The sequence below is a fragment of the Citrobacter sp. Cpo126 genome, assembly GCF_030332445.1.
GTDB classification, from domain to species: Bacteria; Pseudomonadota; Gammaproteobacteria; order Enterobacterales; family Enterobacteriaceae; genus Citrobacter; species Citrobacter portucalensis.
The window spans coordinates 434315-455410 of record NZ_JAOWHT010000036.1 but is presented as its reverse complement, the minus strand read 5'-3'; the positions used below and the strand labels follow the sequence as shown (position 1 = coordinate 455410).

The 21096-nt window shown below is 51.7% G+C and carries 18 protein-coding genes; 6 read left to right on the top strand and 12 right to left on the bottom strand.

Annotated features, from left to right (window positions below):
• Window positions 1-19: 19 nt before the first annotated feature.
• The 4 genes from OGY17_RS16605 to OGY17_RS16590 all read left to right on the top strand — a co-directional run bounded on the left by OGY17_RS16605 (window position 20) and on the right by OGY17_RS16590 (window position 6015).
• Entirely contained in the window at window positions 20-1441 is a 1422-nt protein-coding gene (locus OGY17_RS16605; RefSeq protein WP_286607821.1) for a DASS family sodium-coupled anion symporter, read from the top strand.
• A 177-nt stretch (window positions 1442-1618) separates the two neighbouring features.
• The gene (gene dinG / locus OGY17_RS16600) at window positions 1619-3769 is read left to right on the top strand and encodes an ATP-dependent DNA helicase DinG (RefSeq protein ID WP_071445151.1); all 2151 of its coding nucleotides are present in this window, start codon (window positions 1619-1621) and stop codon (window positions 3767-3769) included.
• Between the two features lie 29 nt (window positions 3770-3798).
• Window positions 3799-4767 carry a DNA-binding protein YbiB gene (gene ybiB, locus OGY17_RS16595; protein ID WP_032942772.1) on the top strand — a complete coding sequence of 323 codons (969 nt, stop codon included), beginning with the start codon at window positions 3799-3801 and terminating at the stop codon, window positions 4765-4767.
• Between the two features lie 162 nt (window positions 4768-4929).
• The gene (locus tag OGY17_RS16590) at window positions 4930-6015 is read left to right on the top strand and encodes a malate/lactate/ureidoglycolate dehydrogenase (RefSeq protein WP_252431106.1); all 1086 of its coding nucleotides are present in this window, start codon (window positions 4930-4932) and stop codon (window positions 6013-6015) included.
• 97 nt (window positions 6016-6112) lie between these two features.
• Here OGY17_RS16590 and ybiJ read toward each other — a convergent pair whose 3' ends face one another.
• The 5 genes from ybiJ to mcbA all read right to left on the bottom strand — a co-directional run bounded on the left by ybiJ (window position 6113) and on the right by mcbA (window position 10575).
• Entirely contained in the window at window positions 6113-6373 is a 261-nt protein-coding gene (ybiJ, locus tag OGY17_RS16585) for a DUF1471 family protein YbiJ (RefSeq protein ID WP_003831561.1), read from the bottom strand.
• Between the two features lie 348 nt (window positions 6374-6721).
• Window positions 6722-6940, bottom strand: a complete 219-nt coding sequence (locus OGY17_RS16580) for a DksA/TraR family C4-type zinc finger protein (RefSeq protein WP_286607818.1) — start codon at window positions 6938-6940, stop codon at window positions 6722-6724.
• 75 nt (window positions 6941-7015) lie between these two features.
• Window positions 7016-7693, bottom strand: coding sequence for a PKHD-type hydroxylase YbiX (gene ybiX / locus OGY17_RS16575; RefSeq protein WP_008784205.1), 678 nt, complete (start codon window positions 7691-7693; stop codon window positions 7016-7018).
• A 43-nt stretch (window positions 7694-7736) separates the two neighbouring features.
• Window positions 7737-10022: a catecholate siderophore receptor Fiu gene (locus OGY17_RS16570; RefSeq protein WP_008784206.1), complete on the bottom strand. Its 2286-nt coding sequence runs from the start codon at window positions 10020-10022 to the stop codon at window positions 7737-7739.
• Between the two features lie 292 nt (window positions 10023-10314).
• On the bottom strand, window positions 10315-10575 hold the full coding sequence (gene mcbA, locus OGY17_RS16565; protein WP_003831565.1) for a DUF1471 family periplasmic protein McbA: 261 nt from the start codon (window positions 10573-10575) through the stop codon (window positions 10315-10317).
• 210 nt (window positions 10576-10785) lie between these two features.
• Between mcbA and rlmF the strand changes: the two genes are divergently transcribed.
• A complete protein-coding gene (rlmF, locus tag OGY17_RS16560; protein ID WP_008784207.1) occupies window positions 10786-11712 on the top strand; it encodes a 23S rRNA (adenine(1618)-N(6))-methyltransferase RlmF in 927 nt (308 codons plus the stop codon).
• Here the strand turns inward: rlmF and ybiO are convergent.
• The 6 genes from ybiO to rhtA all read right to left on the bottom strand — a co-directional run bounded on the left by ybiO (window position 11709) and on the right by rhtA (window position 18387).
• On the bottom strand, window positions 11709-13946 hold the full coding sequence (ybiO, locus tag OGY17_RS16555) for a mechanosensitive channel protein (protein ID WP_125363316.1): 2238 nt from the start codon (window positions 13944-13946) through the stop codon (window positions 11709-11711). The genes rlmF and ybiO overlap by 4 nt on opposite strands.
• A 118-nt stretch (window positions 13947-14064) precedes the next feature.
• Window positions 14065-14787, bottom strand: coding sequence for a glutamine ABC transporter ATP-binding protein GlnQ (gene glnQ / locus OGY17_RS16550; RefSeq protein ID WP_003035246.1), 723 nt, complete (start codon window positions 14785-14787; stop codon window positions 14065-14067).
• Window positions 14784-15443: a glutamine ABC transporter permease GlnP gene (glnP, locus tag OGY17_RS16545; RefSeq protein WP_003035248.1), complete on the bottom strand. Its 660-nt coding sequence runs from the start codon at window positions 15441-15443 to the stop codon at window positions 14784-14786. Before glnP ends, glnQ begins: the two co-directional genes overlap by 4 nt.
• 137 nt (window positions 15444-15580) lie before the next feature.
• Entirely contained in the window at window positions 15581-16327 is a 747-nt protein-coding gene (glnH, locus tag OGY17_RS16540) for a glutamine ABC transporter substrate-binding protein GlnH (RefSeq protein WP_048235778.1), read from the bottom strand.
• A 365-nt stretch (window positions 16328-16692) separates the two neighbouring features.
• On the bottom strand, window positions 16693-17196 hold the full coding sequence (gene dps / locus OGY17_RS16535) for a DNA starvation/stationary phase protection protein Dps (RefSeq protein ID WP_286607816.1): 504 nt from the start codon (window positions 17194-17196) through the stop codon (window positions 16693-16695).
• A gap of 303 nt (window positions 17197-17499) precedes the next feature.
• Window positions 17500-18387, bottom strand: coding sequence for a threonine/homoserine exporter RhtA (rhtA, locus tag OGY17_RS16530; protein WP_008784209.1), 888 nt, complete (start codon window positions 18385-18387; stop codon window positions 17500-17502).
• 411 nt (window positions 18388-18798) lie between these two features.
• Here rhtA and ompX point away from each other — a divergent pair, with 411 nt between their 5' ends.
• Window positions 18799-19314, top strand: coding sequence for an outer membrane protein OmpX (gene ompX / locus OGY17_RS16525; RefSeq protein ID WP_003831579.1), 516 nt, complete (start codon window positions 18799-18801; stop codon window positions 19312-19314).
• 138 nt (window positions 19315-19452) lie between these two features.
• Here ompX and OGY17_RS16520 read toward each other — a convergent pair whose 3' ends face one another.
• Window positions 19453-21033, bottom strand: a complete 1581-nt coding sequence (locus OGY17_RS16520) for a phosphoethanolamine transferase (protein WP_057067342.1) — start codon at window positions 21031-21033, stop codon at window positions 19453-19455.
• Window positions 21034-21096: the final 63 nt, after the last annotated feature.

The window sequence follows — 21096 nt, the reverse complement described above, 5'->3', positions numbered from 1 at the left end:
ACGGAATAAGGATCTTTTTATGTCAACGAATTCTGTCACGGGAAAATCCATTCTGTCGTTCCTGATACCGCTGGCGATAGGCGCGATCATTTGGTTTTATCCTGTTCCTGATGGTCTGACGCCTCAGGCCTGGCATATGTTCGCGATATTTGCCGCGACCATTGCCGCCATTCTCACTCAGCCGCTCCCTTCGGGGGCGGTGATGTTGATTGCGCTTTGCGTGGTTATTTTCACCAAAACGTTGCCAGAGGCAAAGGCGCTGTCAGGGTTTGCGTCCGGTACGGTATGGCTCATTTTCTGCGCCTACGTCTTGTCTCTGGGGTTTGTGACGTCAGGACTGGGGAAACGTATTGCGTATAAAATGTTATCGCTCTTTGGCGGCAGCAGCCTGGGTATTGCTTACTCACTGGGGGTTTCCGATCTGATTATGGCCCCGGCAATGCCGTCAGTAACTGCGCGGTCCGGGGGCATAATTTTTCCCATCACGCGTTCCATCAATGATGTGTTGGGCTCCGCTCCAGGGGTAACGGGCAAACGTATTGGCGATTTCTTAACCATGGTGTGCTTCCAGTTTACGCCGATTACCGGGGCGATATTTCTCACCGGGATGGCGGCGAATCCGCTGGTAGCGAGCCTGGCGAAATCGTCATTGGGTATGGAGATAACCTGGGGCGGATGGTTTATTTCCGCAGTAGTCCCTGCGATGGTTTGTTTCTGTCTGATGCCGCTACTGGTCTATAAATTATTGGATCCTGAGCTTAAGCGTACGCCAGAGGCAAAAGCGATGGGTAAGCAGGCGTTCGGTGAGCTCGGTTCGATGAGCAGCAACGAGAAAAAGGTCGCGTTTGGTTTTGTGCTGGCGCTGGTTGGCTGGGGCACCAGTTTGATTACTGGATTGTCTGCCACATCTGTCGGGCTGGGGCTGGCTGCTTATCTGTTTGCTTCGGGTGCTGTTAGCTGGAAAAGTTTGCTTAATGACCATGCAGCCTGGGATACGGTTATCTGGTTTAGCGTCATCATTAGCCTGGCGACCGGACTTGCCGATCTGGGTTTTATTAAATGGATGACAGTAAAGTTAGGCAGCGGTATGCAAGGGTTTGGTGCGATTGAGTCCTTTATTGTGCTGGGGATCCTTTACATTTATGTCCACTATCTCTTTGCTACGGCTACCGGGCACGTAGCTGCGCTGTATGCTCCTTTCGCGGCCACGGCGATCGCTGCGGGTGCACCGCCGATGATGGTCGCTATTTGCTTCGGCATCTTTAGTAATCTGATGTGGGGGAATACCGAGTATGGTGGCGGACCTGGTCCTATTTATTTTGCCCAGGGCTATTTTGAACGACCGCGTTTTTACAAAATTAACCTCTGTGTGGTAACGGCAAATGTGATTATCATTTTTGCAGTGGGCATGCTGTGGTGGAAGCTGCTGGGATACTATTAACCGACACGTTTATTCGGCCTGCAATATACCTGACTGTAGGCCGGATAAGGTGTAAGCCGCCATCCGGTAATTTAAGCCAGAGCTGCGAAGCGCTTTCCAGAATGGGGGAAAAAGGTACATCCAACGCCTGAAATGTGCCACAATAGTGGCTGTTTATACAGTATTTCAGGTTTTCTCATGGCACTTACGGCTGCGCTAAAAGCGCAAATCGCCGCCTGGTACAAGGCGCTTCAGGAACAGATCCCCGACTTTATCCCCCGTGCGCCGCAGCGGCAGATGATTGCTGACGTCGCGAAAACGCTCTCCGGGGAAGAAGGGCGGCATCTGGCGATTGAAGCACCGACCGGGGTGGGGAAAACCCTGTCGTATCTGATTCCCGGTATTGCCATCGCGCGTGAAGAACAAAAAACGCTGGTGGTCAGTACCGCCAACGTCGCTTTGCAGGACCAGATCTACAGCAAAGATTTACCGCTGCTGCGCAAAATTATCCCCGACCTGCGTTTTACCGCTGCGTTTGGTCGCGGACGCTATGTCTGCCCGCGTAACTTAGCGGCGCTGGCCAGCACTGAACCCAATCAGCAGGATCTGCTGGCTTTTCTCGACGATGACCTGACGCCCAACAACCAGGAAGAACAAAAGCGCTGTGCCAGGCTAAAAGGCGATCTCGACAGCTACAAGTGGGACGGGCTGCGCGACCACACCGATATCGCCATTGATGACGGACTCTGGCAACGTCTGAGCACCGATAAAGCCAGCTGTCTGAATCGCAACTGTCACTACTATCGTGAATGCCCTTTTTTTGTCGCCCGCCGGGAGATTCAGGAAGCTGAAGTGGTCGTGGCTAATCATGCGCTGGTAATGGCGGCCATGGAAAGCGAAGCCGTCTTGCCGGAGCCGAAAAACCTACTGCTGGTACTTGATGAAGGCCACCATTTGCCGGATGTCGCGCGCGATGCGCTGGAGATGAGCGCAGAAATCAGCGCCCCCTGGTATCGACTTCAGTTGGATCTATTTTGCAAATTAGTGGCTACCTGCCTGGAGCAGTTTCGCCCGAAGACCACGCCGCCACTGGCAAATGCCGAGCGTCTGAACGGTCACTGTGAGGAACTGTATGAGCTGATTTCATCGCTCAATAACATTCTTAATCTGTATATGCCCGCTACCCAGGAGGCAGAACACCGCTTCGCGATGGGCGAATTGCCTACGGAAGTGATGGAGATTTGTCAGCGTCTGGCAAAGCTAACAGAAATGCTGCGCGGTCTGGCGGAACTGTTCCTCAACGATCTCAGCGAAAAAACCGGCACTCACGATATCGTGCGTCTGCATCGGGTTATTTTGCAGATGAACCGGGCGCTGGGCATGTTTGAGGCGCAAAGCAAACTGTGGCGGCTGGCATCGCTCGCGCAATCGTCAGGCGCGCCGGTGAGTAAATGGGCGACGCGCGAGGTGCGTGACGGGCAGATCCACGTCTGGTTCCACTGCGTGGGGATCCGTGTGAGCGATCAGCTCGAACGACTGCTGTGGCGTAGCGTCCCGCATATTATTGTCACTTCCGCAACGCTGCGCTCGCTCAACAGCTTCTCGCGTTTGCAGGAGATGAGCGGTCTGAAAGAAAAAGCAGGGGACCGGTTTGTCGCGCTGGATTCACCGTTTAATCACGTTGAACAGGGCAAAATAGTCATTCCGCAGATGCGCTACGAACCGTTAATTGATAACGAAGAGCAGCATATCGCGGAAATGGCCGCCTATTTTCGCGAACAGCTGGAGAGTAAAAAGCATCAGGGCATGCTGGTACTTTTTGCCAGCGGTCGGGCGATGCAGCGTTTTCTTGAGCACGTTACCGATCTGCGCCTGCTGTTGTTGGTGCAGGGCGATCAGCCGCGCTACCGTCTGGTGGAGTTGCACCGCAAACGGGTGACCAACGGCGAGCGCAGTGTGCTGGTTGGGCTGCAATCTTTTGCTGAAGGTCTGGACTTGAAAGGCGACCTGCTGACTCAGGTGCATATTCACAAAATTGCTTTTCCGCCTATCGACAGCCCGGTGGTGATCACCGAGGGCGAGTGGTTGAAAAGTCTGAACCGCTACCCCTTCGAGGTGCAGAGCCTGCCTGCGGCGTCATTCAATTTGATCCAGCAGGTTGGGCGACTCATCCGTAGCCATGGCTGCTGGGGAGAAGTGGTTATTTATGACAAGCGTTTATTGACCAAAAGCTATGGCAAGCGTTTACTGAACGCGTTACCCATATTTCCGATAGAGCAACCTGCTGTGCCAGACGTTATAGTAAAACCAAAAGAAAAAGCGAAACCCACGCGCCGCCGTCGGCGTTAACGATGCGAGCAACAGGCAAGGAGTTATCGATGGATTACCGCAAAATCATTAAAGAGATTGGGCGAGGAAAAAATCACGCGCGTGACCTGGATAAGGATACTGCTCGCGGACTGTATACCCATATGATGAACGGCGATGTACCTGACCTTGAGATGGGCGGGGTACTGATTGCGCTACGTATCAAGGGCGAAGGTGAAGCGGAGATGCTGGGCTTTTACGAAGCGATGCAAAACCACACCATTCGCCTGACTCCGCCGGTAACCAAACCCATGCCGATTGTCATTCCCAGCTATAATGGCGCACGCAAGCAGGCGAATCTGACTCCGTTGCTGGCAATTTTACTGCACAAGCTGGGTTTTCCAGTAGTGGTGCACGGCGTCAGTGAAGATCCAACCCGCGTGCTGACAGAAACCATTTTCGAACTGATGGGCATTACGCCAACGCTGCATGCGGGACAGGCACAGGCAAAGCTGGATGGTCATGAGCCGGTGTTTATCCCGGTGAGCGCGCTGTGTCCTCCGCTGGAGAAACAGCTGGCGATGCGCTGGCGCATGGGTGTGCGTAACAGTGCACATACGCTGGCTAAATTAGCCACGCCGTTTGCTGAAGATGCCGCGCTGCGTCTTTCCAGCGTGTCCCACCCGGAATATGTTTCGCGCGTGGCAAAGTTCTTCGGCGATATCGGTGGGCGCGGCCTGTTGATGCATGGTACCGAGGGCGAAGTGTATGCCAACCCGCAGCGCTGCCCGCAGATAAGCCTGATAGATTCATCCGGTGTGCGAGTGCTACAAGACCGACAGAGCGAGATGCCTGACGAGCCGGTACCGCTACCGGTAGCAAAAGATCCGGAAACCACCGCGCGCTGGATTGAGCGTTGTCTGGCTGGCAGTGAGCCTGTTCCGGCATCGTTGAAAATCCAGATGGCCTGCTGCCTGGTGGCAACCGGTGAGTCCGCCTCGCTGGCTGAAGGACTTACCCGCGTCGAGCAAAGTTTCTAAACCATTTGTTATCCCGACGGGCCTGTTGCCTGGCCTGTCGGTTCTCTCTTTTCGGCAATGTGAAATTTCTGCACGTTTATTGACCTCCAGCGCACCGTGGCGCAGCATAGTTTGTTGAAAAATAAGAAACACAACAAACACGCGACACAACAGGAGATAACAATGAACAGTGGACATCGCTTCCATGTGCCAACGCTGCACGCCTTTATCCAGGCCGTTTTTCATCAGATGGGATGCAATGATCAGGAGGCGCGGCTGGTGGCCGACCATCTGATAGCCTCTAACCTCGCCGGTCACGACTCCCATGGCATCGGTATGATCCCAAGCTATATTCGTTCATTCTCGCAGGGGCATCTGCAGATCAACCGTCATGCCAAAGTGGTAAAAGATGTGGGGGCGGTGATTACGCTTGACGGCGACTGTGCGTTTGGTCAGGTGGCGGCGCACGAGGCAATCACGCTTGGAATCGAAAAAGCGCGTCAGTACGGAATCGCTGCCGTGGCATTACATAATTCGCACCATATCGGCCGTATTGGCTACTGGGCGGAGCAATGTGCGGCGGCAGGTTTTGTCTCGGTACACTTTGTGAATGTGGTGGGGATCCCGATGGTCGCACCGTTTCATGGGCGCGATAGCCGTTTTGGCACCAATCCTTTCTGCGTCGTGTTTCCACGTAAAAATACCTTCCCACTGTTGCTGGACTATGCAACCAGCGCCATCGCGTTTGGCAAAACCCGTGTGGCATGGCATAAGGGCGAGCCGGTGGCTCCAGGATGCCTGATTGATGTGGCGGGTGTTCCCACTACCGATCCTGCGGTAATGCAGGTTTCTCCGCTGGGGTCGTTGCTGACCTTTGCCGAGCACAAGGGGTATGCGCTGGCGGCGATGTGCGAAATTATGGGCGGTGCGCTTTCTGGCGGTAAAACCACACATGAAGAGAGCCTGCAGACCAGCGCGGACGCCATCATTAACTGTATGACCACCATCATTATGAATCCACAACTGTTCGGCGCGCCGGACTGCGACAACCAGGTCGCGGCATTTGCTGAGTGGGTGAAAGCGTCGCCGCATGCTGAAGATGCCCCGATCCTGTTGCCTGGGGAGTGGGAGGTGAACACTCGCGAGGAACGGCTGGAACACGGTATTCCGCTGGATGCCGGAAGCTGGCAAGCGATTTGTGAGGCGGCACTGCAAATTGGGATGCCAGACGCCGTGTTGCAGGAATTCTGCCAACGGCTGGAAAAATAGGCAAAAAAAAGCCCGTCCAGTGGCGGACGGGCAAACAAAGGGTAACAAACAGGGTCAATGAGGGTTGGAGCATTGGGTCGTACAGGTAATCTTTCGGTTATTTATAGATAACCGCGGTACCGCTCATTTTGTCTTTGCCGATAGCGGAAGTGATGCTGTAGCCAGTTGCGCCAGCTGCATTCGCTTTCTCAGCCAGTTTGGCTTCCAGTCCGTCCAGCGTAGTGGCGCCGTCAGCAGATACCACACCAATTTTGTTCATGTTTTGCGCCTGAGTAGAGGAAACCGGCTCGGCAGCGAAAACGCCAAATGACAGGGTAGACAGGGCGATGGCAGCAACAGCAAATTTGATATTTTTCATGATTAATCTCTCGCAGGGTTGTTCTGTTAGTCAGTGTTCTTTAAGAAGACGTTGTTCCGTCGATGTGATAAGTATCACGTTTTTTTTGGTGAGAGAAAATCGAATAGAATTGACGACATCAATCAAAAAAATTGAATGACAAATAACTTATTGAATATTAATAAATTCGAGTAAGGGATTTACAGTTCTTGTCATTGCGCTTTACAGAGAAGGCGACAACGGCACATTTTGCTACACAGGGTGCAAAAAAGCGTGCTCGTAAAGGAAATCGTATGCGCTGAAACTTTTGGTAAAGATAAGTCAACGTAGCTGGCTGTCTTTCGAACCTCTGCGATTATATCCTGAAAATTATGCGCTATGTGAATCTTTATCCTGTTGGCAGGCGATGCACAAGCGTACACCAGGCACGGCCTCACGTCTGGCCTGAGGGATAGGATTGCCGCATTCTTCGCATTCATACAGACTTTCTCCCGTCGGTAACTCACCGCGAGCGCGGGCAACAGCATCTTCAATAGTATTGTTGATCTGTTCGTTAACCGCGTCGTCATTTGCCCATCCGGATGCCATGTGTACCTCCTGCTGATGTCTACAGACTAAGTATAGCGAAGGTGATGGCTGAAAAACGACCACGCGCCAGCAGTATCAGATTTCAGACCATTCACGCAGCAGGTTATGGTAGAGATTGAGTAATGACAGGATCTCGCTGCTCTCCCCATGGCGAGCCTTCAGGGATTGAATGTTTTTATCCAGTTCAAAAAGCATGGCGCGATTTTTGTTGTCACGGACCATCGACTGTATCCACATAAAAGACGCTACACGAACGCCATGGGTCACTGGCGTGACGCAATGTAGGCTGCTGGAAGGGTAAAGCACCAGATCCCCTGCCGGAAGCTTAACCGCATGCTGGCCGTAAGTATCATTGACCAGCAGTTCTCCCCCTTCATAATCATTCGGGTTACTCAGGAATAAAGTTGCGGAAAGGTCCGTGCGCATCCAGCCGTTTTGCGGATGGCTACGCACCGCACCGTCAACGTGAAAACCGTAGGTCTCGTTGTCCTGGTAGCGATTAAACAGCGGTGTGGAGAGCGTTTTCGGTAGTGCTGCGGCGAAGAAAAGCGCGCTGTTATTTACCGCAGTCTGTACCGCCTGTTGTAAAACGCCGTAGCGTTCACTTTGCGTATTCACCTGCTGGTTGTTTTTAACCTGCGCCCCCTGAGCGCCGGTGGTTGCGCGGCCATCAACCCAGTCGGCAGCGTCCAGTTGTTCGCGAAACCAGGCTACATCCTGCGCCGACAGAACGCCGGGAATGTGGTACATCATCAGTGTTTCTCCTGAAAGTGGGGCTTACGCCCCACGCGATGGATTAGAAATGCATATTGGCGGTGAGCAGGAAAGATCTTGGCTCGCCCGGATGATAACGGTATCCACTCTTGTTTATGGAGGATACATAATCGGTGTCGAACAGGTTATAGACGTTTAGTTGGAAATCGAGATTGCGATTCACGCGATAGCCCAGTTTGGCGTCAGCGACCCAGTAACCTTCAGTGTAGGATGGCGTCCCCACCGCACCATCGGAACCGCGATGCATACTGCCCACGTAGCGAGCGCCTGCGCCAACGGAGATATCATCGGTAGCCTGATACTGGTTCCACAGCGTGAACGCATGTTCCGGTGTATATGGCAGGGAAGAGGATCCATCCTGAGCAACGTTTTTACCGCTGTGGATGGTCGCGCGTTGTTGCGTGTAACCCCCAATAATCTGCCATGCGGGGGTGATGTTACCTGCTACCGAGAGCTCGTAGCCTTCAACGCGTTTCTCTCCGTACTGGGAATAGGTACCGTCGTCGTTCTGCTCAACTTCATTCTCAATATCTGTGCGGAAAATCGCGGCGGTTAACAGCAGGCGCTTATCCAGCACCTCCCATTTGGTGCCGATCTCGCTGGTTTTCGCTTTCTGCGGTTTGAAATCGGTACGGTTCGCACTGTTACCGCTGCCGCCCTGAGCAAGAGCAAAGTTGCTGCCGCCCGGCGGTTGCTGAGAAACGGCATAGTTGATGTACACGTTACCGTTATCGGTCAGGTGATACAGCGCGCCAGCTTTCCAGTTCACCAGATTGCCTGATTTGGCAGTATCTACAGTGGTGACCGGGGAACCTTTAGCCACGCCTGTCGGGCACGCGACTGCGCCGCGACCGGAAGCGCCGCAAGCGGTGGCGCTGTCATATTCAGTCCGGTAATTGTCGAGGCGAATACCACCGTTCAGCTCGAATTCACGGGTAATTTGTAGCGTATCAAAAGCGTATACACCGAAGGTATCTGTTTGCCCGTTAGCGTTGGCGCCGTTGCGAGACAATCCGCCGATATTCACATTGCTGTCGGGGTGATAGATATTCACCGGTGGTGGGGTGATCGGCGCCACGCCATAGTTGGTTTGTGTTTCGCGCGTCAGCTCCACGCCGGTGCTGATGTCGTGACCGATGGATCCCGTGTAGAACGTTGAGGTCAGGTTGGTCTGGTTGGTCAAGATCTTATTGCTGACATCCTTGGTATTTGCCAGGCGTGACCAGGTCCAGCTGTCGACGCTGCTGGTGGGTTGGGTGATGTTAGACGCGCCGCCCATCACCGCCGTCATCAGATAATCCTGTTTAATACGCGACCAGCGGGTGGTGTTGCGAATAGTGGTGCTGTCGTTCAGGTCATGTTCAAAACGCATCGTCGCGGTATCGGTTGTCGAATCGTCATAATCCGAGTTGGTACCGTAGAAATTATGCGTATCCACTTTGCCTGAATGATTCAGTGCAGAAGTCCCCGCAGAAGGTGCGGAATATCCCGGCAAGCCAATGGTAGGGATGCCGCCATCCGGCGTGTTGTGCTGGGTGACATGTAAATAGTTCAGGTACAGTCGATTCTCTGTGCCTAAGCCAAAAGCGAGAGAGGGGGCCACACCGTAGCGTTCATTCTTAACATTATCGCGACCAGCATCATGCGTTTTTTCACCCATCAGGTTTAAACGTGCGGCGGTGGTCTCGCCGATGACCTGGTTAATGTCCAGCGTACCACGGCGGAACCAGGCGCTACCGACGCTGGCCGATGCATCGATTCCTGAGTCGGTGCGTGGCTGTTTGCTGATCATATTGATAGAGCCAGTCGGTGCGCTACGTCCATAGTCGGTACCGGAAGGACCTTTGATTACTTCCACCTGTTCGGTATTGAAGGTGTCGCGCGTGACGCTGCCAATATCACGGATACCGTCGATATAAATACTGTTCGAGGTATCCGCACCACGCATGTAAACCGCGTCACCGGTGCTGGAGTTACCGTTCTCACCGGCGAAAAATGCGCCAACGCCCGGGACGTTTTTCAGCGCGTCGGTCAGATTTGTTGCGCCTTGATCCTTAATCACCTGCTCAGAAATCACCGTCATGGTGCGGGTTGTATCCGCCACCGGCCGGGAGAATTTAGGGTCGGCAGACTGTGTTGGGGCGTACAGCGAAGGTTTGGCCGCTTCAACGACCAGAGTGTCTTCTTGTTTTTTATCCTGGTCGTCCGCAGCGACAGCCTGAGCTATAGGGGACAGGCCAATGCACAGACCGGCAAAAAAAGTCAGTGAGTGAAAGCTACTGGACGGCAAGTTGCGATTTTTATCCATGTTAATGAGTGACTTATTATTGTTTGAGTGGACGGTTTCACTCACGCGAAGGGACATCTCTAAGGATGTTATACCCTGCAGGCCTCGCGGAAATGAATGTGTAATTGATAATGATTTTGATAAGCATTACTAATCAGTGCGACGTTTTAGCATTCATTACTTCAAAAATAAATACATTTGTTTACATTGGATTCAAAATTACTACACGGTGATTACAATTCGCACCGGGAATGACGTGAATTGCGGACAGAAAACTGCATTCGGGTTGAATGCAGTTGGGCTGAGATGGGGGTTACTTATAGATGGTTGCGGTGCCGTACATCTGATTTTTGCCGCCCGCAGAATCAACGACAAAGCCTTTTGCCCCTTGCTCTTTCGCTTTCTCTGCCAGCTTGTCTTCGAGGTCGCTCAGGTTAGAGGCGCCGGTAGCGGATACTGTGCCGGAAGCTTGTAGCTGACCGGTAGCTGGGCTGGTGTATGGCTGTGCAGCAAAGGAGGCAAATGTCATACCGGAAAGTACGGTAGCAGCAAGTAATGTGAGGCATTTCTTCATGGTGATATCCTCTGAAAAACAACAGGTGTGCCTGATAAGTTTAGGTCGTCAGCGGATGACATTTACCGCAAAAAATTGGTGATGAGCTGTCTGTTTTTTGAACAATTAGTAAAGCGTCAAACAGGTGTAAAAAATCAAATTTCCTTGTTGTGTGTGTTTACCGCGTGGCGTTATGCGGGTATCTTACGCCGCTGTTAAAAGGAGAATGCTATGTCCGCCCTGAAACCGGGATTACACCCACGCAACCGCCACAATGGCCGTTATGATCTTGCGACTTTATGCCAGGTTACGCCCGAGCTGACGCAATTTCTCACCCTCACGCCCGGCGGCGAGCAGAGTGTTGATTTCGCGAATCCGCAGGCAGTAAAGGCGCTCAATAAAGCACTGCTGGCGCATTTTTATGCGGTGAAAAACTGGGATATTCCAGATGGTTTTTTGTGTCCGCCGGTGCCTGGTCGTGCTGACTACATACACCATTTGGCCGATCTGTTGGGTGAAACCAACGGAACCATTCCGGCAAATGCGAGCGTGCTGGACGTGGGAGTGGGGGCAAACTGTATTTATCCACTGATCGGCGTGCATGAATACGGCTGGCGATTCACGGGTAGTGAAACCAGTAGCGAAGCGTTTAACAGCGCTCAGGCGATCGTCAACGCCAATCCGGGATTAACCCGTGCTATTCGTCTGCGTCGCCAGAAAGATGCAACGGCAATCTTCAACGGCATCATTCACAAAAATGAGCAGTATGAAGCCACATTATGTAACCCGCCATTCCATGATTCTGCGGCCTCAGCCCGTGCCGGAAGCGAGCGCAAACGCCGTAATCTGGGACAGGACAAAGACGATGCGCTGAACTTTGGCGGACAGCAGCAGGAGCTGTGGTGTGAAGGCGGTGAAGTGGCGTTCATCAAGAAAATGATTGCTGAAAGCCAGGCCTTTGGTCGCCAGGTGATGTGGTTCACCACGCTGGTGTCGCGCGGTGAGAACTTGCCTCCGCTGTATCACGCGTTAACGGATGCGGGCGCGGTGAAAGTGGTCAAGAAAGAGATGGCCCAGGGGCAAAAGCAGAGTCGCTTTATTGCCTGGACCTTTATGGATAACGATCAGCGTCGTCGTTTTATGGCGCGTAAACGCTAAAGCGTTGGCTCGGTTGGCGGTAGTGGTTCGCTTGCCGCCGACGCAGGACCATTCCCTGGTGCAGGTAACACTTGATACGTCTGTACCGGGGCGCGTATGTTGGCTAGATCGAAGTATTTCTTCACCTGGCTGTCGAGCGCAAAACGTACCGTCCACTGCTTCAGCGGCAAGGTGGTAAACGAGACCCGTAGCGTGAATGCCGTATTGGTTAATCCTACAATCCCGGCAAACGACGGCTCGCCGATAATCAACCCGCGAATATCATCTTTTTCCATCACCGCAGCAACCGCGTCTTTCAACGCCTGATTCGCTTTATCCGCATCCTCATGGCGGTCTACGTCGTAATTGGCGACGACCGATCCAATTCCACGCACAAAGTTGGCGAAGGTCGTAATCGATGACCAGGGAATGATATGGTACGCCCCGGTGTCCTGACGCACGCCCACAGAACGAATGGACATTCGTTCAACCGTACCGGTGAGTGGACCGATGGTCACCAGATCGCCGGTGTTCATGCCATTTTCAAACTGAATAAAAATCCCGGTAATAATATCTTTTACCAGCGTTTGCGAGCCGAAAGAGATAGCCAGCCCCAGCGCCCCTGCCCCGGCCAGTAAGGGGGCGATATTAACGCCAATTTCCGACAGCACAATCATGATGGTGATCGTGCTGATGATCACCGCCAGCGCATTGCGAAACAGCGTCAACAGGGTGCGGGTACGAGCGCTGGGTAGCGGGCGTCCGTGAATATCGGAAGCCAGACGGTTTTCAATCAGGCTGGCAAGGATCGTCCAGCCGATGGCGGAGAAGAATAAAATCAGCGCGATACGGATCAGAATATCCACCGTTTTTTCTCCTGCGCCGTAATGCAGCCAGTTCCAGAAGTCGAACAATCCCCAGGCATTCAATAGCAGCATCACCGCAACGCACACCGTCAGGATCCTGGCCACGCTTAACGCCGTCGACAGCCAGCCATTCAGTCGTTTTTGTAATTCCGGATAGCTGCGCTGGGTGTGTGGCGAAAGGGTAATAGTTTTGGCTATCCAGCGGGAAAACATGCCGGAAACAAAGGCGGCAATTCCAATGATTACCAGGCTGCGCAGCGTAGCGCCCATCATGAATTTCAGGCTGTTGCCCGGATCAAACAGCGAAAAGAAAAACAGCACAATGAAATAGGCGCTGGCCAGCCAGTACCATACCAACGCAAAGGCGCGGATAAACAGGCTGAAAAAAGCTAACGATCTTTCTGCCAGATTCTGTAAATGCAGCGTTATCTCTTTCTTATTTCTGAAAATCAGGTACAGCGCCCATAGCGTGATACACAGCATGATGATGACGTTGGCCATCGCGCCGACCTGCACATTGACCTGATTGGAGATAATGGGAACGGCAACTATAAGCCCGTAACCAATCAAACTGCTTAATGAACTCAAACGCCGATTCCAGTAGCGCGCACCGGTATCCTGAATGTTAAACGGACGCAGTTCGGCCACCGTTGGGCAAAATATCAGACGCAGAATGGCTTTGAAGAATTCAATCAGGGCAAAGGCATTGAGAAACAGGCTTTGCTGAAAGGCGATGGTGCGACTGCCGGCGTTCATTCTGTCGCTCAGTATCTGCCCGACAAACAATGTCAGCGCCAGCAGAAGCAAATCAATAATGAATGCGCCAACGATCATCGCCGGAAGCTGCAGCCAGTTGCTGCGTTCGCGGTTTTTCCGCCGCGCCCATTGCCCCATTTTGCGATACAGCGGCAGCGCGCACAGGCGGATCAGCCAGTAAAACCCGAACACTGACGCCGCCAGCATTAAAAAATGAGTCAGGGCATTGGTGAACGTTTGCGGGTTAAAGGTCTTGTGCGGTGCATCGGTAATATTGCGATAAAGCTGGGCAAAGCGGCTGGAGAGCGCCTCACCGTAGTGCCGGGTGACATCGGTGACGTTTTCCAGCACCGTTTTTTCTTCCGTTAACGTGGGTGGGACAATAGTTGGCACCGGTTCGGCTGGAGGAGTTGTCGCCACTTTGCGTAACTGATCGATCAGTTCTTTCCGCGAGGTGTCATTTTCCAGCACATCAGCCAGTGCGCCGTAGGCCGCTTTCTTCTGTTCAACATCCGGCTCCTTTGCCGGGGCGGTTTGTGCGTTGGTTGACGTTGGCGTGGTGACGCCAGGTATCGTCACTGCCTGAGTCGGAAGACTCAACAGACAAACAAAGATGAACAGGATCCAGCGCATGACTCCTCCCATGAGAAAATAAATTCAAAAGGATAAGTATAGATGTCAGGGCGGGAGGGACTTGAAATGAGAGGATTCTGGTGAAAAACCTCCCTTCGGGCGAAGGGAGGTTGAGCTATCAGGAAACGTGCTGCAAGAATTCCTGTAAGCGTTGGCTGGGTGGATTTTCAATCAGGGCCTGCGGATTACCGTCTTCGGCAATTCGTCCCTTATCAATGAAAATCAGGCGTGAAGCCACTTTTTCGGCAAAGCCGATTTCGTGGGTCACAATCACCATGGTCATCCCTTCTTCCGCCAGGTCCTGCATCACTTTCAGAACTTCATGGCGCAGTTCAGGGTCGAGTGCTGAGGTTGGCTCATCAAACAGCATCATTTTCGGTTTTACTGCCAGCGCACGGGCGATAGCCACACGCTGTTGTTGACCACCGGACAGTTCAGAAGGGTAGTGATGTGCACGTTCGGCCAGACCCACTTTTGCCAGCAGCTCTTTCGCCAGTTTCTCGGCCTGTTCTTTATTCGCCCCGCGTACGCGCTGCGGTCCGAACATGACGTTTTCCAGTGCCGTCAGATGTGGGAACAGGTAAAACTGCTGAAACACCATTCCGGCTTCCTGACGGATTAAGCGCTCGTCTACCTTCGGATCGTTTACTTTCAGACCATCGACGATCAGATCGCCGGAGGTTATCTCTTCCAGTTTGTTAATGCAGCGCAGCAGGGTAGATTTACCGGATCCTGACGGCCCGATAATCACCACGACTTCACCCTGCTGAATGTTCAGGTCAATATTGTGCAGCACCTGGGTTGGACCAAAGTGCTTAGAAACGTTTTTAAATTCAATCACAGGATTTTCATCCTTCTTTCCAGACGACGCAGAATGAAGCTCAGCACCAGCGTAATGATCAGATAGAACACCGCAACGGCGCTCCAGATTTCCAGTGCGCGGAAGTTACCGGCAATGATTTCCTGGCCCTGACGGGTCAGTTCAGCGACGCCAATGACAATAAACAGCGAGGTATCTTTAATGCTGATGATCCACTGGTTGCCCAGCGGCGGCAGCATACGACGCAGTGCGAGAGGTAAAATAACGTGGCGGATAGTCTCTGTGCGTGAAAGTCCAAGCGCCAAACCGGCTTCGCTGAACCCTTTATGGATTGAGAGCACGGCACCGCGGGTGATTTCCGCAATATAGGCCCCGGAGTTGATCATGATGGTGACAACGGCGGCGCTAAAGGGGTCAATGCGTAAATCGTTAAATGCCATTGGCAGAGCGAAGTAAATAAACATTACCTGCACAACGATTGGCGTACCGCGAATGACTTCGATAAACACCAGCGCTACGTGGTTGGCGATCCAACCGCCGAAAGTGCGCGCAAACCCTGCTGCAAGTCCGATTATCAGACCGCCAGCCAGACCGAGGACCGAGATCCACAGGGTCATTTTGGCGCCTTCAATCAAAAGCGGGATGGCGGGCCAGATGGCACTCCAGTCAAACTGCATATGTCGTTCCTGTTACCGTGGTGTAAATATTCAAATGCCCGTTTTGCCGGATGTGCTGTGCTTATCCGGCCTACAGGTCTCAAAAATCCAGGCGTAGGCCCGGTAAGCATCACGCTACCGGGCAACGCTGCCGGTTATTATTTAGGTTCAGTACCGAACCATTTTTTGTAGATTTCGTTGTAAGTACCGTTCTCTTTCAGCGTTTTCAGCGCGCCGTTCACTTTCTCACGCAGGTCGTCGCTGCCTTTCGGGAAGGCGATACCGTACTGCTGGGCTTCCAGCGATTCGCCTACAGCTTTGAACTGACCATTGCCTGCTGTTTTGATGAAGTAAAGAATGTTTGGTGTGTCGTGCAGTACAGCGTCTGCGCGGTTGGTGCCCAGTTCCATATATGCGTTATCGATATTCGGGAACTGACGCAGGTCTTTGGTTTTGATATTCGCTTTCGCGTAATCAACGGAACCGGTGCCGCTCTTAACTGCAACGACTTTACCATCCAGATCTTTTACGCTTTTGACGTCGTTGTTATTCGCTTTCACCATCACTAACAGACCGCTTTTGTAGTAGCCGTCGGAGAAGTCGATCGCTTTTTTACGCTCTTCGGTGATGGTGATACCTGCCAGTGCCAGGTCGATATTTTTGGTTTGCAGAGCCGGGATGATGCCGCTGAAATCCATCGGTTTCAGTTCATAATCCAGTTTCAGTTCTTTGGCCACGGCAGCCCACAGATCCACATCAAAACCAACGTATTTGTCACCCTGTTTGAATTCAAACGGTACAAACGCGGTGTCGGTTGCGACAACCAGTTTCTTGTCTGCGGCATGGGAGGACACCGCAAAAGCCAGGGTAAGTGCAGCCAGTGAAACTTTTAATACAGACTTCATAGGATTTCCTTTTATATCCACGGGGCGATCCCCTGCGAGAACATATGGCTTAATGAAAAAATCGTGCCAATTTTGCAACTCATTGTTTTAACAAGAGGGTGTCTCGTTTCTCTGCACAATAAGTAGGGCATAGCGAATAATCTGCACTGTTTTGGGGCACTCATTTGGTGCGAACCAGTCACGGTGCAAACGGTATGACTATTTAGCGTAAAAATTGTTGATAAAACAATCTTTCGTTAACGATTGTGTGAGGTGATTATTACAAATAATTTACTTTGGAGTGACGAATGATCAATGTTATGCACCATAGATGTGCAAAACCCCCGCCGGAGCGAGGGTTATATAGGTAATTCTTATGTCTGCTGTTACTCAATGTTGGCTTCGATAAACCACAGGAATTTATCGAGGTCGCGAGAAGCTGCGGTAAAGATATCCGCGGTATCTTCGTCTTTTGCTTCGCTGATAGCTTTACGTAAGCTGTTTGCAACTACGGCATAACGTTCGGCCAGCTCTTTTAAGTGGTCCTGTACGCTATGGATATCCAGCGGGTAACTTTTCAGAGGCGTTTTGCTGTTAATAACCTGAGTTGTGCCCAGTGCCACACCGCCCAACTGTACGGCGCGTTCAGCCATGGTGTCGAGGTGATCGGTCAGAGCTGTACGGAAGCCATCCAGCATTTCATGTACTGCAATGAAGTTTGCACCGCGCATGTTCCAGTGAGCCTGTTTGGTGATCAATGACAGGTCAATGAACTGGATTACTTGCTGATTCAGCAGTTCTACGGTCGCTTTCTTTTCGCTATCAGACACATCGTTGCGGGTATAAAGGAGGGCGGATGCTTTTGTTTTTACCAGTTTCGCGGTACTCATATTTTCATATCCTCTTGATATTTATGTCCCAACTCTTCAACGGAATTAAGTATAGCGCTAAATTTGGATTTTTGTTTCCGGTGTTGCCTATCACTTTAATAGTGAAGACGAGGGTGAATATAAAATATCAAATAAAATCAATGTGATGAGGGTTTTGTTACTTGCGCGGTGTTATTTTTATGTTAATTTTAAGATTAAATGAAATATGCGGATGAGAAAATTATATTTATTAGAATTATTATCACGCAGATTTACAATTGGATATTCTGCATGATTATGCAAACCATGCAGAATAATACGTGGTTAATTCACGTCGACTTGTTTTATTTGTGGCTCTTTACGAATAGTGAGCGTAGAGCCCATTGATGCGACAATAATGGCGCCCAGAGCGAGCGTCTGGATAAGCGTCAACGTTTCACCGAGGAAGATCATTCCGGAAACCGCTGCCAGCGCGGGTTCCATGCTCATCAATGTACCGAAAGTACGCGTAGGCAGGCGCGTCAATGCAATCATCTCCAGTGAATAGGGAAGCGCAGTAGAGAGGACTGCAATGGCCAGACCTAACGGCAGTATGGACCAGTGCCACAGGGCATCTCCGGCTTGGAGTGCGCCGATTGGTACAAATACCAGAGCTGCAATGAATGACCCTACTGCGACGGTTGCCGGACCGTGTTCCGCCCCGGCTCGCTGCCCGGTAAGAATATAGATGGCCCAGCAGGCGCCAGCCCCCAGCGCCAGCGCTGCGCCGGTTAAATCTACGTGAGAAACGTCCTGACCCAGAGGCAGCAGGAACCAGAGCCCGAGCACTGCCAACGCAACCCAAATGAAATCCACCGGGCGTCGGGATGAAAACAGTGCTACCGCGAGCGGGCCGGTAAATTCCAGCGCCACGGCGATTCCCAGTGGGACGGTTTGGATTGACAGGTAGAAAAGGTAGTTCATCCCGCCCAGAGACAGGCCATAAAACAGTAGCGGCAGGCGTTGTTCTTTAGCGAATCGTAAACGCCAGGGCTTAAAGAAAGCGATAAGAATGAGCGTACCCAGCGCAAGGCGCAGCGCGGTAACGCCCGGCGCACCGACGAGTGGAAACAACGATTTTGCCAGTGATGCTCCGCTTTGAATGGAGGACATAGCAATAAGCAAAACCAAAATAGGCAACCAGACTGGCGCTTTACGTGACAACCCCGGCATCCTTTCTCCTGTCAAATGATGATTACACGTCTCCATCTGTGCCACGCTTCAGCATTGTTACGACGCAGATGATTTTATGTATAGAAAAGTAAAACAGCGAGTGTAATGGAATTACGCTCAACTGGTTGAGTATTCGTTGAAAAAAAAATTGCTCAGTTCCGTACAATGGCATGAAAATGATGGATTAATAATCTGTGTGATTAGGAATGTTCTGGATGAATGTGCCATATTGTGCGCGCAATAATGGTATTTTCAGTTGAAAAAGTGGTGTTAATTGAAAGAGATAGCGGGTTTTTGAAATGTTCTGTTACATGAAAGACCCCGTTAGACATCGCGAATCGCAAAGAGTTTCCCATCAATTTTTGGTATATTTAAAACTTAAGATTTACTTGAAGCACATTTGAGGTGGTTATGAAAAAAATTGCATGTCTTTCAGCACTGGCCGCTGTTCTGGCTTTCTCCGCAGGTACTGCTGTAGCTGCTACTTCTACCGTTACCGGTGGTTACGCTCAGAGCGATGCTCAGGGCGCAGCAAACAAAATGAACGGTTTCAACCTGAAGTATCGCTACGAGCAGGACAACAACCCGCTGGGTGTCATCGGTTCCTTCACTTACACTGAAAAAGACCGTACCGATGCTTCTGGCGACTACAACAAAACCCAATACTACGGCATCACTGCTGGTCCGGCTTACCGTCTGAACGACTGGGCAAGCATCTACGGCGTTGTGGGTGTTGGTTACGGTAAATTCCAGAACGTAGAATCTTCGACTTACAACCACAGCACCAGCGACTACGGTTTCTCTTACGGTGCGGGCCTGCAGTTCAACCCGATTGAAAACGTTGCTCTGGACTTCTCCTACGAGCAGAGCCGTATTCGTAGCGTTGACGTTGGCACCTGGATTGCTGGCGTGGGTTACCGCTTCTAATCACTTCGGTGATATGAAAAATCCGCCTCTTGGGGCGGATTTTTTTGCGTGTAATGCAGGAAGGAATGTCGTTGTAGGCCTGATAAGCGCAGCGCATCAGGCATCGGTAGCAAAATGCCTTATCCGGCCGACAACGTATTATTTGGTTGAGAAAATATCGGTACCCAGATGGTTGTAGTCCACCTTCTGCAGTTTGAAGTTGGTGATGTACACCGGCCCGGCTTTTTTCTCTGAGATAAAGCGGTAGCTGTTGGTGATTTCCTTTGCGCTGATCCCTGTCCACTGCGAGAAAAAACTGAGGAAATCATTGGCGGAGCGACGGGCTTTAATCACCCGATGCGCTTTATCATCGCTCGACAGCACCATGAAAGGCACCTGGAAATTCTGCTGGAACTGATCGTCATGCGCCAGGTACTGCACCTCTTTTCCCCGCTCTTTAAACGCGAGGCCATGATCGGAGAAATAGACCATCGAGAAGCTATTACCGCTGTTACGTAACTGCTCGTAAAGCTGGCGCAGCAGGTTATCCGTCTGTGTCATTGTGTACAGATAACAAGATGTCTCTTTTGACTGGACGAAAGTCTCGTATTTACCCTGTGTTCGGTCACAGGCCTGCGGATGCGAGCCCATTAAATGCAGCACGATTAGCTGTGGCTGGGTGCGCTCGGTTGCCAGCACCTGGGCAGTCATCTTCAACAGCGCTTCGTCACGGGTGTTTTTATCCGCTTCGAAGTCACCGCTTTTGAGGAACTGAACCTCATCAGCTCGCTTCGCAATGCTGGCGATGGCCGTATCGTATTCACCAATCTGTCCCTGATTGGAAAACCACCATGTCTGGAAGCCCGCGCGGTTAGCCAGGGTGACAAAGTTATCCTGGAACTGGGGTTTATTATCCACTACCCGATTAAGCGTTAAGCCGAGCGATTTTTGCGTTGAACCGCTGGCCGCAATGTAATCCGCGAAGATATAGCCGTTAACGGAGCTGGCAAACGGGGTGTTATCCCAGTGGCCGCCAAACGCCCCTAACGCATCGCGGCGGGCGCTTTCGCCGATCACCACGACGTAGGTGTGATACTTCGGTTTAACGGCGGTTACCGTCCAGCTGTCTTTTACGCTCGACAGTTTCGCCATACGCTCTTGTTCGTCGAGCACTTCGTTGTTATTGACGATAACGTCCTTGGCGAAACGGAAAACCGGATAACCGGTATCTTTCAGCTTAAACACGCCGCCCCAGGCCAGGTTTTGTACCGGGGTAACAAAGAATGCGACAACGCTAAACAGCAAACAAATGCTGTCGAACTTATTCCAGCTGCGCTGCTGCACATCTTTTTTACGGCGTACGGCGATAACGCCAAGGGCAAAAATAAACACTCCAACCAGATAACTGTACCAGGGGAAGATGGTCAGGATCTCGGTTGACTCTTCCATATTGGTTGAGTGCAGCGCCAGTAAGGTATTGAAGTTCGGTGAGCCGTAAGCCTGGCCGAACGGAAAGTACATTGCCGCAATGAGTGAGCAAATGCCAATCAGTGCCTTCTGCGCGCGCGGCGCGCTACGCCACAGCAGCATCAATATACATGTGAAAGCAACGCTATAGAGCAGGCTAAGCGGATAGCCCAGAGCAAGGTTTATTAGCAGAGACTGTAAGAAATAGAGGCCAGTCCACGGACTAATAGCCCGACTGCGAGCAATGATTGAATCTTTGAGGGTTAAATTCATACGCCACTAATACAAAAACGCCATGTGCTTACCCTGGCGCTAAGGGTCATTGCCTGCCTGAGA

Coding starts and splice junctions, on each gene's coding strand:
- ybiX (WP_008784205.1), bottom strand. CDS start 7,693: ATGATGTACCACATTCCCGGCGTTCTGTCGGCGCAGGATGTAGCCTGG.
- ybiO (WP_125363316.1), bottom strand. CDS start 13,946: ATGCGCTGGATCCTGTTCATCTTTGTTTGTCTGTTGAGTCTTCCGACT.
- glnH (WP_048235778.1), bottom strand. CDS start 16,327: ATGAAGTCTGTATTAAAAGTTTCACTGGCTGCACTTACCCTGGCTTTT.
- OGY17_RS16570 (WP_008784206.1), bottom strand. CDS start 10,022: ATGGATAAAAATCGCAACTTGCCGTCCAGTAGCTTTCACTCACTGACT.
- ybiJ (WP_003831561.1), bottom strand. CDS start 6,373: ATGAAAAATATCAAATTTGCTGTTGCTGCCATCGCCCTGTCTACCCTG.
- glnP (WP_003035248.1), bottom strand. CDS start 15,443: ATGCAGTTTGACTGGAGTGCCATCTGGCCCGCCATCCCGCTTTTGATT.
- OGY17_RS16520 (WP_057067342.1), bottom strand. CDS start 21,033: ATGAATTTAACCCTCAAAGATTCAATCATTGCTCGCAGTCGGGCTATT.
- ompX (WP_003831579.1), top strand. CDS start 18,799: ATGAAAAAAATTGCATGTCTTTCAGCACTGGCCGCTGTTCTGGCTTTC.
- mcbA (WP_003831565.1), bottom strand. CDS start 10,575: ATGAAGAAATGCCTCACATTACTTGCTGCTACCGTACTTTCCGGTATG.
- OGY17_RS16590 (WP_252431106.1), top strand. CDS start 4,930: ATGAACAGTGGACATCGCTTCCATGTGCCAACGCTGCACGCCTTTATC.
- dps (WP_286607816.1), bottom strand. CDS start 17,196: ATGAGTACCGCGAAACTGGTAAAAACAAAAGCATCCGCCCTCCTTTAT.
- OGY17_RS16580 (WP_286607818.1), bottom strand. CDS start 6,940: ATGGCATCCGGATGGGCAAATGACGACGCGGTTAACGAACAGATCAAC.
- ybiB (WP_032942772.1), top strand. CDS start 3,799: ATGGATTACCGCAAAATCATTAAAGAGATTGGGCGAGGAAAAAATCAC.
- dinG (WP_071445151.1), top strand. CDS start 1,619: ATGGCACTTACGGCTGCGCTAAAAGCGCAAATCGCCGCCTGGTACAAG.
- rlmF (WP_008784207.1), top strand. CDS start 10,786: ATGTCCGCCCTGAAACCGGGATTACACCCACGCAACCGCCACAATGGC.
- rhtA (WP_008784209.1), bottom strand. CDS start 18,387: ATGCCGGGGTTGTCACGTAAAGCGCCAGTCTGGTTGCCTATTTTGGTT.
- OGY17_RS16605 (WP_286607821.1), top strand. CDS start 20: ATGTCAACGAATTCTGTCACGGGAAAATCCATTCTGTCGTTCCTGATA.